This is a genomic window from Variovorax sp. KBS0712, from assembly GCF_006323185.2.
GTDB classification, from domain to species: domain Bacteria; phylum Pseudomonadota; class Gammaproteobacteria; order Burkholderiales; family Burkholderiaceae_C; genus Variovorax; species Variovorax boronicumulans.
Genome location: NZ_VCCD02000003.1, coordinates 51,505 through 65,345, shown reverse-complemented (window position 1 = coordinate 65,345; position 13,841 = coordinate 51,505). Strand labels below are relative to the sequence as shown.

Here is a 13,841-nt window from a genome sequence, read left to right as displayed (position 1 = left end):
AAATGTTTTATTCAATCGTTGTTTTACGGGAGCTCGCCCCATGAAAACCGCTGAACGCATCCGCCTTGCGGTCGAGGAGTCCATCCGCGACGGCACGCTCTTGCCCGGAGACACGGTGGACGAACAGGCGCTGATGACGGCCTACGAGGTTTCGCGCACGCCGGTGCGCGAGGCGCTGCTTCAGCTGCAGGCCCAGGGCCTGGTGGAAAGCCTGCCGCGTGGCGGCATGGTCGTCGCGAAGATGGACATGACCCAGCTGCTGGCCATGTGGGAGCTGCTGGCTGAGCTCGAGGGCCTGTGCGTGCGGCTGGCCTGTGAGCGCATGACACCCGAAGAGCGGCTGGATCTCGCCAAGTCGCACGAGCGCGCCGCCGCCGCGGTCAAGAAAGAAGACGTCAAGGCCTGGCAGGAGCACAACCGGCGCTTCCACGAGGCGCTCTACCAGGGGGCACGCAACCCCTACCTGCGCCAGGAAATCCTGCGGATGCGTTCGCAGACCGGCGCCTACAGGCGCCACGCCTTTGCCGCGTTCGGGCGCCTCAAGTCGTCATGGGAGCAGCATTCCAAGCTGCTCGACGCGATTCAGCGGCGCGATGCCAGGGCGGCGGCCGAACTGATGGTCGAGCACATGAGCCCCGGCCAGGGCTCGACCAACTTCGCATCGTTCATGGCGGCGCTGCCGAAGGAACTGATGGGGTGAGCGGCGGCAACTGCTGCTTCAGGAAGGTGACCAGCGCGTGCACCTTCAGCATCAGGTGGTCGCGCGTCGGGTAGACCGCAAAGAGGCGCCGAGGCGGCGCCACGTAGGCGTCGAGCGCGGTCTGCAACGAGCCATCGGCCAGTGCATCCTTCACCATCACCGACGGCACCAGGCCCAGCCCGACGCCCCGGCGCATCGCGTCGATCAGCAGCAGGCTGTTGTCGGCGCGGAACGTGCCGCTGACCCGCACACGCGCGCGCCCGTCCGGTCCGTCGAACACCCATTCATCGCGGTCGTCGCCCAACAGGTACTGCAGGCAGTTGTGGCCCGACAGGTCGGCGGGTGTCGAGGGCCGGCCGTGGCGCTCCCAATAGGCGGGTGCGGCGCACACCACGCGGGCCAGGTCCATCAGCGGCATCGCGACCAGGCTCGAGTCTTCCAGCCGTGCCTGGCCGCGCAGCGCGACGTCGATGCCTTCGCGCACCAGATCGACCGGCCGGTCGTTCAGCCGCATCTCGAGTTCGATGCCCGGGTGTTGCGCCTGGAACGCATGCAGATGCACGTGCAGATGCGACAGCGTGAGCGACACCGGCGCCGCCACGACCAGCCGCCCGGTCAACCCGCGGCTCACCGAGCGGACATCGGTCAGCGTGCGCTCGGTGTCTGCCAGCGTTCGCTGGCAGAAGCTGTAGAAGCGTTCGCCGGCTTCGGTGAGCTGCATGCTGCGCGTGGTTCGCGCGAGCAGGCGGCAATCGGTCCAGGCTTCCAGCGACTGGATGGCCTTCGTGACGACCGAGTTCGAGAGGTTCAGCGCGCGGGCGCCGGCGGCCAGGCTGCCCTGCTCGACGACGCGGCAAAAGTACTGCATGGCAGCGTAGCGATCCATGGCGCCGAGCGTACCAGCCGACGAGGCCAACGCAGCACGCGCGAGCGTCTCAGCGCCGCAGCGGGATGGCGATGGGGCGCATCGGTGCGGCGTCGCCGCCACGCAGCTTGAGCGACGCACCGATGAACGCGAACTCGTAGACGCGGTCCTTGGCGAGCGCTTCCAGGTTGACCAGCTCGATGATCGGCGCGCCCTGCTGCGCGAGCAGGTAGGTGTGCACCGGCACGTAGTTGTCGTCGGCGTCGGGCGGGAAAGTCTCGAAGCTCAGGTTGTCGGCACCCACGACCATCGCGCCACCCGACTCCACGAGAAAGCGCGCGGCATCCACGCTCATGCCCGGCGGCGAATCCATGTAGGCGTCGGCCTTGTCGTAGAGCTTCATGCGGCCGGTGCGGATCAGGACCACGTCGCCTGTCTCCAGCTTCACGCGCTGCTTGTCGAGCGTCTCCTGCAGATCGGCCCGGGTGACGCGGTAGCCGGGCGCCAGCATCTCGACGCCCTTGGCGGCCGCAACGTCGATCAGGACGCCGCGGGCCACGATCGGCGGGATGGTCTCGGCGCCGGTCTTCTTCCAGCCGCGGTCGCCCAGGTGTTCGCGCGCCTCGAAGCCGTTCCAGATCTTGCCGTCGAGGCCGAAATGGTTGAGCGCGTCGATGTGCGTGCCCATGTGGGTGTACATCGAGATGGCTGCGCCGGTGTAGCTCACGTGCTTGTTCTGCGTGTGGCCGACGCCCATCGGGTCATCGACCACGGTGCCGTGCGGCGTGTGCGTCATCCAGATCTGGTAGCGCGGATCGCCGATGCCGTGCCAGCTCGGCATGCCGACGAAGTACTCGACCGACAGGTCGTACACACGCGCACCGTCCGCGCGGGAAAGCACCTGGGCCTTGGTGCTCGCGGTCATGAGGTTGAGTCGGCCGAGTTCGTCGTTCGGGCCCCACGGGCTCTTGCCCACGACGGGGGCTGCGAAGGCGAGGGTGACGCTCATTGCGCCCCACACAGACGCCGCGGCGCCGATCCTGCGTATCCATTGCGACATTGAAAACTGCTCCATTTCGTTCGGTTGCTTGGTTGGCTTGGCACGCACTGCGCAGTGCCAGGTGCTGACCTTAGGAGGAACGAAGTCGCGCGGAAACCGTGCCGACGGCAAAGGTCCTTTCTCGATCCGAGAACGATGAAATCGGCGGAGGAAGCCCACGGAGGGTAACTACTAATGTGCATAGACTCATCTATAAATATATTTATAGACATTATGCGTACATCATGAAAGACTGGCGCATTCCTGAAGTTCTGTCATTGAAGGAAAAAAGGAAACTGCTGTGGACGCTACCTCTGTCTCATCCCTTGCGCGGCCTTTGGCCGACGCCCATGTCCCCTCGGACCACGACCGCATGCACCGCAAGATCGCCTGGCGGCTGGTGCCGTTCCTGGTGTTCTTGTTCCTGCTGGCGTGGATCGACCGCGTCAACGTGGGCTTCGCCAAGTTGCAGATGCTGCAAGACCTTCAGTTCAGCGAGGCGGTCTACGGGCTGGGCGCCGGCATCTTCTTCATCGGCTACTTCCTGTTCGAGGTGCCGAGCAACCTGCTGCTGCAGAAGATCGGCGCGCGCAAGACGCTCGCGCGCATCACGATCCTCTGGGGCCTCACGTCGATGGCGATGATCTACGTGGAAACGCCCACGTCCTTCTATGTGCTGCGCTTCCTGCTCGGCGCATTCGAGGCCGGATTTTTCCCGGGCGTGATGCTGTACCTGACGTACTGGGTGCCGGCGCATCGTCGCGGCAAGATCAACGGGCTCTTCATGACCTCGTTCGCCATCGCGGGCGTTGTCGGCGGGCCGCTCGCGGGGCTGATCATGAGCGGCATGGAAGGGGTCGCGCCGTTTCGAAACTGGCAATGGCTCTTTCTGCTCGAAGGCTCTCCTTCCGTGCTCGCCGGCTTCGCGGTGCTGGCCTGGTTGCCGGATCGCCCACAAACCGCACGCTGGCTGACCGAGACCGAGAAGCACGCGCTGGTTACCGAGCTGCAAAAGGAGAACATCGATGCTCCCAAGCAATCGAACTTCGGCCTGGCATTACGCAACCCCATGCTGTGGCTGTGCACTGCCGCCTACTTCTGCATCGTGAGCGGCAACGCCACCATTGCGTTCTGGACACCCTCGATCGTCAAGGAACTGGGCGTGAAGGGCACGTTGAACATCGGCCTGCTGTCGGCCATTCCGTTCATTCTCGGAACGGTCGCGATGGTGCTCAATGGCATGCATTCGGACGCCACCGGTGAGCGCCGCCGGCACTGCGCCTATGCGACGCTGATTGCCGGAATCGGTCTTGCAGCAACGGGTGTGTTGATCAAGCAACCCGTGCTCGCCATGGCTGCGCTGAGTTTCGCGACCATCGGCATCCTCGCTGCTTTTCCTGTGTTTTGGTCGATCCCGGCTTCTTTCCTCACGGGCACTGCGGCAGCCGGCGGCATCGCTTTCATCAACTCGGTTGGCAACCTGGCGGGTTTCGCCGCACCCTTCACGATGGGGTGGTTCAAGACGTCAACGGGCAGTGTGGCCGCTGGCCTCTACGCCGTTGCGGGACTCGAAATCATCGCGACGCTTGTGCTGCTGTATGCCATGCGAAACCGCGCGCGCTAGATGTTCTCGGGGGCATCGAATTCCCGATGATGGTGCCCACGCCTCTGCGATGCGCTACGCATGGCCCCGGCTCTCCCAGGTGCCACAGAGGGCTCGCACGAAGTCGATGAAGGCGTTCGCGGCGGGCGAGATGTAGTGACGGTGGGGAACGATGGCGTACACCCCACCTGGGTTCGCCCGATACGGTCGAAGCACTTCCACCAGCCTACCGGCTTCCAGGTCTTTGGCGACATGGAATGTGTAGAACCCTCCCAGTCCCAGACCTTCGAGGCAGCAGAAGCGCAATGCATCGCCGTTGTCCGAGGCAAACGCCTTGCGGATCGGATAGCGTTTGATCTGGCGCCCCATCAGGAACGGCCACTCTTCGGCGTAGGGTGAGCCGTGGCCCAGCAACCCCGCGTGGCGCTTCAGATCCGCGGGCGATTCCGGGATGCCGTGTCGATCGAGGTAGGCCGGGGAAGCACACACGACGCAGTTGTTGCGTGCAAGCTTGATCGACGGCGCCTTGTTTCTTTGAGGCAATTCAAGCGTCATCCAGATATCGACACCCTCGCGAATCAGGTCCACGTGCGCGGAGCCCACGCGAAGGTCGATCGCAAGCTGAGGGTGGGTGGCCATGAACGTTGGCAACGCGGGCAGGAGAACGCTCGCAGTAAAGGACGGCGAGGCGACGACGCGGAGTTCGCCTTTGAGGGTGGTCAAAGGCTCCGCGAGGAGGCTTGCCTGATCCACTTCTTGAAGGATCGCCTTGCAGCGCTCATAGAAGCGGTTGCCGGACTGCGTGACTTCGAGGCGGCGTGTGGTGCGATGAATCAATGCCACTCGCAACCCACTCTCCAACGCACCAATGTGCTTGCTCATCGTCGAAGAGGCGAGCCCCAGTTGCTTGGCCGCAGGAGAGAAGCCGCCGCACTCGACGACCGCGGCAAAACTTCGCAGAACCGCGATGCTTGCGAAATCCAGTGAATGAGCTTTGTTCATGGTGATGGCCAAGACATTCCGTCCAAGATGGAACAAGTGTCCTTCATTCATGCCCCATTGTGAAATTTAGACGGCAAGCAAAGAATTCGCCTCACCGGACGCAGCCCGCTTCCGGGTCCAAAAAAAGGAGTCTTTCCATGCCCAGAGTTTCCGAACATCGACTGATGCGTAGTGCACTGGGTCTGTTGCTAGGCATTGGCGCCACTTTGGCGCAGGCCGAAGTTTTTCCAAGCAAGGCTGTTCGCATCATCATTCCGGCCGCGCCCGGTGGGAGCGCCGACAAGAACGCCAGAGCCATTGCGGACAAGCTCAGTGAGCTGTGGAAGCAACCGGTCATCGTCGACCTCAAACCAGGCGCGAACACGCTGATCGGTACGGACTACGTCGCGAAGAGCGCCCCGGACGGCTATACGCTGCTCATGAATTCAGCGGCGATCGTTGTCAATCCCAGCGTGTACGCCAAGCTGCCCTACGACACGCTCAACGACCTGGTTCCTGTCGCATTGGTCAGTACCGCACCTTTCGCGGTCGTGGTTCATCCTTCGGTACCTGCCAGATCGATCAAGGAGTTCATTGCGCTTGCCCGCACCAACCCCCAGCTGCTTTCCTTTGGGACGGCAGAGTCGAGGGCAATGCTCGCAGGACATCAATTCAACCTGCTGGCCAGGACGCAGCTCCAGAGCATTCCCTACAAGGGGGCGGGGCCGTTGATGAACGATCTGGTGGCGGGTCATGTGCCCGTCTCTTTCTCTGCATTGAGCTCGGTGCAGGCACAGGTTCAAGCGGGCCGCCTGAGGCTTCTGGGCGTGGCGTCGAGCCAGCGTTCGAGCCTGTCACCAGAGGCCGAGCCCATCGCGGCGAACGAGTTGCCGGGGTTTGAAGCGGCCTCATGGTTCGGGCTCTTTGCACCCAAGGGAACGCCCAAGTCGTTGGCCAGCAAGATCCATCAGGATGTGGCCGAGGTACTGAGAGACCCGGTCGTGGCAAAGCGGTTTGCAGATATGGGCGCGCAGCCGAGCGGCGAGGGACCGGAGCCGTTCGCCCTGCGGATGCGTGCCGAGGTCGAGAGCTCTGCCAAGGTTGCCAGGGCCGCCAATATCCAACCCGAGTGAAGCAACGCGAGCACCAGCCATGCAATTCATGCTGAACATCGACCTGACGCTGCCCTCGAATTTCACCAAGGAAGACGCTGCGGAATTGAGAGCGCGAGAGAACGCGCACGCGCTTGCACTCATGGAGCGAAAGATCTTGCTGGGCATATGGCGTGTGGTGGGGCGAACCTCCAACTTCAGTCTGTGGGAAGCGTCCACCCTGGAGCAACTCCATGCCACGTTGTCCGACCTGCCGATGTTTCCCTTCATGAAAATTCAGGTAACACCTTTGATCGAGCACCCGGTAGCCGCAGCTTTTGCACAACGCGAAGATCGGGAACACACGTGACACCCTCGGAAGAATTCGCTGAACTGGAACAACGTGGCTTCGGTCGTCGTGTGGGCTTCGGCCGCTCCCCGGCGTTGCTCGTCGTCGACTTTCTGCAAGCCTTCACTGACCCGGAATCAGCACTCGGTGCTGCGGTGGACAACGAGATATCGGCGGTCAATCGCCTGTTGGATTCCGCTCACCAGGCCTCGGTGCCCGTGTTCTTCTCGAGCATCAGCTACAGCGAAGTCGACCTCGGCGACGCGGGCGTCTGGTTGCGAAAAATTGGCGGACTTGCCGCGCTGCGTGAGAACACGCCGGAAGTCGCGCAGGACCCCCGATTGCATGTGAACGCCGGCGACGGGCTGATCGTCAAGAAGTATGCGAGCTGCTTCTTCGGAACCGATCTGCAGTCGCGCCTGCAGTTTCGCCGTATCGACACCCTGGTGGTCGCCGGCTGCTCCACCAGCGGATGTGTGCGCGCGACCGTGGTGGATGCGTGCCAGCTGGGGTTGCATGCCATCGTTGCACGCGAGGCCGTGGCCGACCGATCGGACCGGGCCCATCGACAAAGCCTCATCGACATCGAGATGAAGTACGGCGATGTGCGTTCCGTAGCGCAGATCGCGGCGTACTTCGCGCAAGGAAGCCAGCGAATTTCAGAATGAGAAGCGCCAAAAAAACGGGGAGGCGCTGTGCGTTTGCACCATCGAGGCGGGACGGGCCTTTTCGAGAAATCTAAGGTGTTCTTAAGATTTGAGTAGGCTCTTCTTAGCAATCCTCATTGCGCACTTTTCCTAGACTGGCACTGAACTTTGAGTCGCTCGATCCGGGGCGAAAAAGTCCAATGAACTTTGGCTGGCGCTGCATGCGCTGTTGGAATGGGATCTGCGATGAGCTCTGACGTTTTGAATGGCGAATCGGTATCGAGAAAAGATTCGTGGCGGCTGCCGATGGCCCCTTCTGAATTCCATAAGGGAGTTCGAAAGGCGCTGTGCGCGCTGATGACCGACGCGCTCCTCTCGCTGGGCCGCATGGATGAAAACGAGAGGGAAGAAGTCGCTCAGAGCTGTCAGCGTGTCGAGGAGTTGCTGGATTTCTGTGCGGCATGCGCGGCGAACGAAGGCCTGTTTCCGCTGGCCTCCACCGCGGCCTCCAGCTACGAGCGGCGCACGCAAGACATCGCACGGTTGCGGGCGCTGAATCGATCTCTGCGCGATGCAGTGGAAGATCTGCGCGCAAAGGCTGCGGTCGACCTGTACCGTCAGATGTCTCTTTTCATCGCGGACTACGTCATGTGCATGCATGACCATGGCTCGGCGTGCAAGCCGCTGGGAACCAACGATGCATCAGCCGTAAGCCATGTGAGTCTGGCGCAGTCCATCGCGCCCGAGGCACTGACGTACATCTTGCGCCGGTTGGTGCCGTTCATGAATCCGGTGGAGCGCTTGGCCGTCATGGTGGGCGTTCGTTCGAGCGCACCCGTTCAGGTGTTCGATGCCGCGCTGGAGATGGTGCGCGCCCGCTTGAGTTGTACCGAATGGAGCAAGTTGGTGAAGGGGCTGAAATTGCATGAAGGGCATGAAGCCGGCCAGGAGCGAAGGGAGAGGGCAGTGGCCCCGTCGCTGCTGATGCTCGACGCTCGCATCCACACCGCCATTCAGGCGATCCATGCGAGCCCGGAGCAGGCGTGGTCCGTGTCCTCGTTGGCGGCACTCAGCCATCTGAGTCGGGCTGCCTTCACGACCCGCTTTCGTCAACAGACGATGCGCTCCCCCATGGACTATCTTGCGAACTGCCGGGTTGCGCTCGCTGCCAGATTCATCCGGGAAGAGAAGCTCTCGCTGGACCAGGTGGCGGCACGAGTCGGCTACTCCAGTGGGGCGATTCTGGCGCGGGCGTACAAGCGAATCCTGGGCAAGTCCCCGCGGGAGACTCCTGGTGTCCCTCGGGCAATCGGAGCGGGCTTCCCTCGCTTGCCGTCGAACAAGACCCAGGGCGCATCCCTGCGAATGTGGCAATAGCGCCGGTCGCCGGTCGGGCTCTTCCTCGGTGTCCGTTTCCAGTTCAAGCAGTTTCGTGGAGTGACGATTCGAGCCGACGCTGGAGAGCCTCGGGTGACTGTAGCGTTCCACTGGCACCGTCTCCCGATGCAGGCACTCGTTGCCGGCGTCCCGAGCCTCGTCTGACATGACGGGCCGGCCCCTGCTGCTCGGTTTCGGGTGTTCGTCCTGTACGAGGCCAATGCTCGCCTTTCAAGAGGGCAGGGCAGCCCTTTGTTTCATGTATCTCGTGAGAAGCCTATGAAAATCTACTTTCTCAAATCTGACAATATTCACTGCAAAAGGTCCCTGGTGCCGCCATTTTTCTCAAGCAGGCCAGTGCGTCCGTGGGCATCCTTGCTCCAGCGCATCGCAGGTAGCACTTTCTTGGGAGGCATCGTGATCGTCTTGGCTTCCTGCGGCGGTGGCGGGTCAGGCGGAGGGGCCGCTCTTCCGAGCTTCCCAGTTGCCTCGCAGCAGCAGCAGCAGGCGCCTGCAAACTACAAGATCAGCGGTGTTGTGAGCGGGCTGGATGGAGAAAGTATCGTTCTGAAGAATAGCGGCGGGGACGATTTGGTCGTTGCTTCCGACGGGCGCTTCAGTTTCAACACTCCGATCGTCGAAGGCGGTGACTACGCCGTGTCCGTGGGTGCTCGTCCATTGTGGAAGCTCTGCGCTGTGAGCAATGCCGTCGGGAAGGCTGTATCGGAGGTGAGCAATGTGGCGATCACATGCTCGGTGGCGTTGGCACAAGTCACGACACTGGCAGGCACTGGAGGGCCGGGCTCAGGCAATGGGAACGGCGCCTCCGCATCGTTCAAATTTCCATACGGGGTGGCGTTCGATTCGGGTGGAAATCTCTATGTAAGCGACTTGGGAAACAGCTTGATTCGAAAGATCACGCCAGATAGAGATGTCACGACATTCGCGGGGTCTGGCCAAAGAGGTGCAGACAATGGTCCAAGTCCTTTGGCAACGTTCAGCAACCCGTATAGCACCGCTGTAGACAGCGTCGGCAATGTCTATGTTGCCGACTACTACAACCATCAGATCCGGAAGATATCGCCTGCGAATGACGTTACAACGTTGGCCGGCTCGATGGTGGCAGGATCGACCGACGGGAAGGGAAGTGCAGCTTCTTTCCGTTACCCAACAGGAGTGGCAGTGGATGCGAAAGACAACGTCTATGTAGCCGACTACGAGAACAACCTGGTCCGAAAGATCACTTCGGCGGGCGAAGTCACAACGCTGGCTGGGTCCGGTGCAATGGGGTCGAAGGATGGGGTGGGGAAAGACGCGACGTTCAACCGCCCCGTCAGCGTGGCAGTAGATGTCGGTGGCAATGTCTATGTGGGTGACTACGACAACTACATGATTCGAAAGATCACGCCAACAGGCTCTGTGACGACGTTGGCCGGTTCCGGAACACCTGGATCGGCCGATGGGATTGGCCGTTCGGCTTCGTTCAGCAATCCGGCTGGGGTGACGGTAGATGCCAATGGAAGCGTCTATGTGGCAGATTCGGACAATCAACTGATCCGCAGGATTGGGCCGACGGGCGTCGTCACGACTTTGGCGGGCTCCGTGGGAAAGTATGGCGCTGTGGATGGCATCGGGGGCGTCGCCCTATTCAAAACACCGTTCTCTCTGGCGATTGACGGAAGTGGAACAATCTATGTGGCTGATACGTTCAATCATCTGATCCGAAAGATCACACCGATGCCGACGCCTTAGGGTTGAAGGTTGAGAAATCGCAGAGGAAAACGCTTGCGACGCAGCGAAGCGCAATCGACGGCTTCGCTCGCTTGTGCATGCTCTGATAGCCCGAGTTGCCGAAGGCCGCATGCGCCTCGCCGTGCAGCAGCGCGCCAGCTGCATGGATGTCGCTCAGATCGGCGAAATAGTCCCCTCGAGGCCGGTGATGAAAGTAGGGTGGTTCGTGGCGTGACGTCTGTAACGTGTTGAGGCAGAGCGAGCGTCACGCGCCACGCACGGCCGTTGCAGTGAACAGTGACTGTGCGCTGGTTGATCCGAACGATTTCTCCCACCTGAGGCTACAGGCTTGGGTCGGTGATCTGCTCTTGCGGGGAGAGCCGTTGGCGGCATTGGCAGCGCGATCGTGTTGGTGCTGCTCAGAATCAAAAACCACCGCTTCAGCGCTGTCAGGTCGCCTGGCTGGATGGTCTACCTCCCTCCTCGGTACCGCAGGTAGAGCTCCATCACGCGTTCATCAAGGTTGGTCAACCTGGTTCGACGCCTTGCCATCCAAGCCAGGAGATCTCCGATCACATTGAGGCAGCGCCAAGTGCCCTGGCCTGCGAGCCTGACTTCGAGAAGAGGTGTCACGAAAAGCGCGACGAGCTCTCCGTGAACGCCGCTCTTGAGGCGCCGGAACAGCCGGCTCACGTTGCACTTGCTGGATTACATGGCCGGCCGGCGCTCATCCGCTGCAGGCCGTTGGCGCGCAGGTGAAGTTGCGCTTTCCATCGGCAATCTTCCCATCGCGCACCGCGAAATCGAAACGGATTGGGCTGTGTGTCGGAGCTTGGAGAGTTCGTGGACCTTTGCCTTCTTGACGGCTGGTTGCCTGGTTGCCTGCTGCTCGCGGCGATGCTGACGGCGCGTAGGAAACTCTGGAACGCGCATAGCAGAAGGGCGAGGCCTAGCGGGCGGCCTAGCCCTTCCCGACCGCCCGCGCTATAGCGGGGATGGCCCTAGCTTGTCCGCGAATCCCCTTCTCCGACGTACAGGACAAGAGAGCGGTGCGTTCCAGCTCCGGGGTGGTCTGGCCGCACTGACGGGGGTCCCCTGCAGGCTGCGCGCACCACGGCGCGGACGTCTGGCTGCGTTTTTGAGCGCATCGGCTCTGGCTTGCGCCAAGAGTCCCGCGAAGAATTGCCCACTCTCGCTTGCCGGCATTGAAGACCGCGAGTGACGGGTCATTTTTCTATTCCAACGGAGTCTTATGCAAGTGCTTTGTAGTTTGCGGCGGCATGGGTTCGCCGCGTTTCTGGGCATTGCCTTGGCCCTGGGAGGCTGCGGCGGCGGAGGTGGTGGCGGCGCAGGCTCCGTGTTCGGGTGGAACCCTGTAGGGGGTGGGCAGGAGCCGCCGCCGGCCGAAGAAGTGGTCGACAGCGATGCGCGTTTCGCGGCGATGGACCGCGTGGACCTGCAGTTCGAGAAGATCACCGGCGGCAGGCAAACCGCGACGTCCGCTGAATGGGAGCAGCTGCGCGACTGGGCACGGGCACAGCCCGAATTCGCCGACGCCGGCGTGGGCGACGCCAGCTTCTGGGCGCGCTTCAAAGACGGGCGCCACTACCTCTTGACGGACAACTGGCGCGTGCCGGCGGGGGTGGTGCCTGAATCCTTGCCTGAGTCACCGAAGAAGAAAGCGGGTCTCGCGAACACCGCCCTCGACGAGCCCACGGGATCGGTCATCAAGTCCGTGCCCGCCAGCGCGAAGGCAGCCCTTTTCATTCACTCCGGTCCGCCCGCCCCCCAAGACAACGAGTTCGAGCTCGGCGCCCCTGTGCTGCGCTATATGAAGGATGCACTCACCGAGCGCGGCTATACAGTGACCCGGAATGCCTTGAATGTGGAGAACCTCAAGCAGATGGGAGAGGTAGGTTTCCTCTACTTCAACTCGCACTCGGCGATGTACGGGCCGGACGACAACGTCAAGGAGTTCGCGGTCATGCTCGACGACCTCGCCACCCCGTACAACGATGTGATCTACGGCGACGATCTGAAGGCGGGAAACCTCATCTACCACCGCAAGCGAACCCTGGCGCAGACCCATGGCTTCGGCAACCCGCCCAAGCTGGCCTTTACCTCGAAGTTCGTCACGCAGTACCTGAAATTTGCGCAGAACTCCTTGGTCATCACGTTCTCGTGCAACAGCGGCAACGCACAGTCGACGGTGTTTCGCGGGGCCCTGAAGGCAAAGGGTGCCGGCACCATCGTGGGCTGGGACGGCTTGTCCAGCCCCAATGGATATCCGGCTATTGAACTTCTTGTGGATCGAATGGCCGGCGTCAACAAGTTTGAGCCGGTCGCCATGCCGAATCGCTCGTTTGTTTTTGCCGACGTGATGAAGTACCTTGGGCAGCGCGGCCTGCTGACCTCGCCCGGCGTCGCGGACGATCACGGCCACATCACTCCGAATGCGTTCCTCCGGACAGATGGGAGCGGCTTTACTAAGCTGGCGCCGGTGATCACCCACCTGGAAATGAAAGCAGACAACATGCTCGCGGTGCATGGTGATTTCGGTGACGAGCCGGGCGAAGTCAGCGTGGGCGGTGTGCCGGTCAATGCGGTGTGGGGCCCGACGGAGGTCAAGGCCCTGCTTGCCAACGCAACCCACGGCGACGTGGTGGTCACCGCCAGAAATCTTAAGAGCAATCCGCGGCAGCTCGGCTCCTGGCAGGGGCGGGTCACGTACCAGAGCAAGCGCGTGGACCCGAGCTGCGCCGGCGCGACGTTCATCGCCGACGTGGATGTGGATCTGCACCTGCGCGCCGACATGCAGGCTCGGCGCACGGAAGTTGATGGGCCCCTGAAGAACAACCACTCGGTCATCGTCCCCGCCAACGACACCAAGGGCCAATGGGCCGCGAGCGGCAAATGCATTGAGGGCGGCAGGGTCGTGCAAGGGCACTCCGGCTCGGGAGCGCTGTCCCTGCTGCCCTTCGTCGACTACAAGGACGTGGCACCGTTCTCGGACATCGTCTACGCCCGCCTGAATGCCGTCGAGAAGCGGTTCCATGTGGGGAGCACATTCGGCAAGTCCCAGATGACACTCCAGACAGACGACACGTCCGTGCTGGCGCGGTTGCAGATCTGGTACCAGCTCTCCGACTACTTCTACGACGGCAGCCCCAGCTGGCCTCAGGATGAGCGCTTTCCCCATGCGTTCTACCTGCCGCTCGATGCCAAGTTGAATGCCGGGCAAGGCCAGACCGACAACCAGGATCCTTCGAGCAGCGGCATGAGCTTGAAGTTCCAGTGGGGCGCCATGCAGGTCTCGCCCGAACTCAAGGACACGGTCGGGCACTGAGCGCCCGAGAGTGGGCCTGGACGTGCGTCAGTGCGTCCGCCCACCCGCCGGTCCCTGCAGGAAGGCGGGTCCCCGAAGGCGCACCGGGGGCTGATCGGTTGGCGGCGTTACC

The 13,841-nt window shown here is 62.2% G+C and carries 11 protein-coding genes and 1 pseudogene; 8 read left to right on the top strand and 4 right to left on the bottom strand.

Features of this window, described 5'->3' with window-relative positions:
* The first annotated feature begins 40 nt into the window (after nt 1–40).
* Nucleotides 41–700, top strand: coding sequence for a GntR family transcriptional regulator (locus FFI97_RS25135; RefSeq protein ID WP_062469590.1), 660 nt, complete (start codon nt 41–43; stop codon nt 698–700).
* On the opposite strand, the gene FFI97_RS25130 is transcribed toward FFI97_RS25135, so the two are convergent.
* A complete protein-coding gene (locus FFI97_RS25130) occupies nt 666–1,586 on the bottom strand; it encodes a LysR family transcriptional regulator (protein ID WP_139701114.1) in 921 nt (306 codons plus the stop codon). The genes FFI97_RS25135 and FFI97_RS25130 overlap by 35 nt on opposite strands.
* A 49-nt stretch (nt 1,587–1,635) precedes the next feature.
* The gene (locus FFI97_RS25125; protein WP_062469584.1) at nt 1,636–2,640 is read right to left on the bottom strand and encodes a cyclase family protein; all 1,005 of its coding nucleotides are present in this window, start codon (nt 2,638–2,640) and stop codon (nt 1,636–1,638) included.
* Nucleotides 2,641–2,977: 337 nt separating this feature from the next.
* On the opposite strand from FFI97_RS25125, the gene FFI97_RS25120 reads away from it, so the two are divergent.
* On the top strand, nt 2,978–4,228 hold the full coding sequence (locus tag FFI97_RS25120; RefSeq protein ID WP_139701115.1) for an MFS transporter: 1,251 nt from the start codon (nt 2,978–2,980) through the stop codon (nt 4,226–4,228).
* Nucleotides 4,229–4,282: 54 nt separating this feature from the next.
* Here the strand turns inward: FFI97_RS25120 and FFI97_RS25115 are convergent, their stop codons facing one another.
* Nucleotides 4,283–5,221 (bottom strand): LysR family transcriptional regulator, encoded by a 939-nt coding sequence (locus FFI97_RS25115; RefSeq protein WP_185993718.1) that lies wholly within the window; start codon nt 5,219–5,221, stop codon nt 4,283–4,285.
* A 125-nt stretch (nt 5,222–5,346) separates the two neighbouring features.
* On the opposite strand from FFI97_RS25115, the gene FFI97_RS25110 reads away from it, so the two are divergent.
* The 5 genes from FFI97_RS25110 to FFI97_RS25090 all read left to right on the top strand — a co-directional run bounded on the left by FFI97_RS25110 (nt 5,347) and on the right by FFI97_RS25090 (nt 10,404).
* Complete coding sequence (locus FFI97_RS25110; RefSeq protein ID WP_139701117.1) at nt 5,347–6,321, top strand: Bug family tripartite tricarboxylate transporter substrate binding protein; 975 nt, start codon at nt 5,347–5,349, stop codon at nt 6,319–6,321.
* A gap of 19 nt (nt 6,322–6,340) precedes the next feature.
* Nucleotides 6,341–6,649 carry a muconolactone Delta-isomerase gene (locus FFI97_RS25105; protein ID WP_139701118.1) on the top strand — a complete coding sequence of 103 codons (309 nt, stop codon included), beginning with the start codon at nt 6,341–6,343 and terminating at the stop codon, nt 6,647–6,649.
* The gene (locus FFI97_RS25100) at nt 6,646–7,296 is read left to right on the top strand and encodes an isochorismatase family protein (RefSeq protein WP_139701119.1); all 651 of its coding nucleotides are present in this window, start codon (nt 6,646–6,648) and stop codon (nt 7,294–7,296) included. The genes FFI97_RS25105 and FFI97_RS25100 overlap by 4 nt, the downstream gene beginning before the upstream one ends.
* Nucleotides 7,297–7,521: 225 nt before the next feature.
* Entirely contained in the window at nt 7,522–8,652 is a 1,131-nt protein-coding gene (locus tag FFI97_RS25095; RefSeq protein ID WP_185993717.1) for a helix-turn-helix domain-containing protein, read from the top strand.
* Between the two features lie 279 nt (nt 8,653–8,931).
* A complete protein-coding gene (locus FFI97_RS25090; protein ID WP_139701121.1) occupies nt 8,932–10,404 on the top strand; it encodes an NHL repeat-containing protein in 1,473 nt (490 codons plus the stop codon).
* A 61-nt stretch (nt 10,405–10,465) separates the two neighbouring features.
* On the opposite strand, the pseudogene FFI97_RS34120 reads toward FFI97_RS25090, so the two are convergent.
* Nucleotides 10,466–10,567 (bottom strand): annotated as a pseudogene (locus tag FFI97_RS34120) (IS5/IS1182 family transposase); the annotation flags it as partial.
* Between the two features lie 1,068 nt (nt 10,568–11,635).
* On the opposite strand from FFI97_RS34120, the gene FFI97_RS25080 reads away from it, so the two are divergent.
* Nucleotides 11,636–13,729 carry a hypothetical protein gene (locus tag FFI97_RS25080; protein WP_139701123.1) on the top strand — a complete coding sequence of 698 codons (2,094 nt, stop codon included), beginning with the start codon at nt 11,636–11,638 and terminating at the stop codon, nt 13,727–13,729.
* The last annotated feature ends 112 nt before the right edge of the window (nt 13,730–13,841 follow it).